This is a genomic window from Symbiopectobacterium sp. (assembly GCF_051710365.1).
GTDB lineage: Bacteria > Pseudomonadota > Gammaproteobacteria > Enterobacterales > Enterobacteriaceae > Symbiopectobacterium.
The window spans coordinates 1-1181 of record NZ_JBPETA010000371.1; the positions used below are offsets into that span (position 1 = coordinate 1).

A 1181-nucleotide genomic window follows, 5' to 3' on the forward strand; every position below is an offset into this window, starting at 1 on the left:
ATGGCGATGGTCAAAGCGCTTAACCGGATCACGCTATTAGGAATGCCGAACAGTATTCGCATCACGTAACAATCGACCCGATGGGGCACAGTCGTTACAAGTTCTGATTTATTCAACAAAGCCACTTTAAGAATAAATTCGACGGTATCGCTCGCCGAGACCATCGTTGATGTTCTCGGCGAGCGATACCGTCGAATTTATTCTTAAAGTAGGTGCGGAATGACGGTTCCATTGCTTTCTCCTATTCCTCGCATTCTGCTTATCATCAACAATACGAAAATTACATATTCTATTATCACTCCTTATTCCGTTTATATGATCTATCTCACCGTCAGGTTCAACACCATATACATATATCCAAGCAAGTCTATGAGCCCTGCATCGTTTTTTGGGCTTTGTTGAATAATAGGTAATCATGCTGTTTTTCTATGCCAGTTTTGGTAGAAAATGCTTGTCATCTTAGGTGTACAGTTTTCTCATGAGGCCTAACTGCATGATTTTGCGTTGCGAGGATCCGTCGTTTCACTTGGCTGCCAGCATAAAATCTATTTATTCAACAAAGCCCGTTTTTTGTTTACCGATATACGAACATAGCCCCTTCCATCAAGAGAGTCGGCCACCTTCCCGGAATAAGTGGCATTCCAGCATTCTCTTATGTTTTTCCTTTCCTTATATCTAAATATTCCGGTGTCACTATCATAGTGATATAGTTCATTAACTTCTTTTTGAGTTGGGTAGTTTTTGCCATTCATCGCTTAATCTTCCCCTGCGCCAGTAAAATCGCCTGTGTGCGCATGACGCCTTCCAGATGATGCAGCCGGGCATAGTCGGCATCGGTGATACGCGTGCGGCGGTCTATTTCGTCGTGACAGGCAGAACAGGCCCATGCGCCAAAAAGGTCGTCAGGCTTCATTCCGGTGCCGCAAATGCCAGACATTCGGTAATGGGCCAGCACTACGGTTTCAGCGTTGCCGTTACAGATACCCGAGAGCCTCACCTGACACTCTCGGCCTCTGGCCTCTTTCCTAAGATTCGCCATATCTACCTCCACATCCGGTTAATCAGCGCGTGTTTGCTTACCACGGTCATCCCTTTAGGGGTTGTGCGCCACGGTCGCCAGATGAACAACACGCTGCCCTTGCTGTTACCCGCCTTGCCTTTTTTGCCCGTTTCAGCGCTGA

The 1181-nt window shown here is 46.6% G+C and carries 2 protein-coding genes and 1 pseudogene; 1 reads left to right on the top strand and 2 read right to left on the bottom strand.

What is annotated here, in order from left to right; genetic code table 11:
* Positions 1–69 (top strand): annotated as a pseudogene (locus ACTBDZ_RS17990) (surface-adhesin E family protein); the annotation flags it as partial.
* Positions 70–126: 57 nt separating this feature from the next.
* On the opposite strand, the gene ACTBDZ_RS17995 reads toward ACTBDZ_RS17990, so the two are convergent.
* Together ACTBDZ_RS17995 and ACTBDZ_RS18000 are read right to left on the bottom strand one after the other, a co-directional pair.
* Complete coding sequence (locus tag ACTBDZ_RS17995) at positions 127–417, bottom strand: HNH endonuclease signature motif containing protein (protein ID WP_438816292.1); 291 nt, start codon at positions 415–417, stop codon at positions 127–129.
* Between the two features lie 331 nt (positions 418–748).
* The gene (locus tag ACTBDZ_RS18000; RefSeq protein ID WP_438816293.1) at positions 749–1039 is read right to left on the bottom strand and encodes a DUF1364 domain-containing protein; all 291 of its coding nucleotides are present in this window, start codon (positions 1037–1039) and stop codon (positions 749–751) included.
* Positions 1040–1181 lie beyond the last annotated feature (142 nt).

Bases quoted from the DNA above. Each gene is read 5' to 3' on its own strand.
- ACTBDZ_RS17995 (WP_438816292.1), bottom strand. From the start codon at position 417: ATGATTACCTATTATTCAACAAAGCCCAAAAAACGATGCAGGGCTCAT.
- ACTBDZ_RS18000 (WP_438816293.1), bottom strand. From the start codon at position 1,039: ATGGCGAATCTTAGGAAAGAGGCCAGAGGCCGAGAGTGTCAGGTGAGG.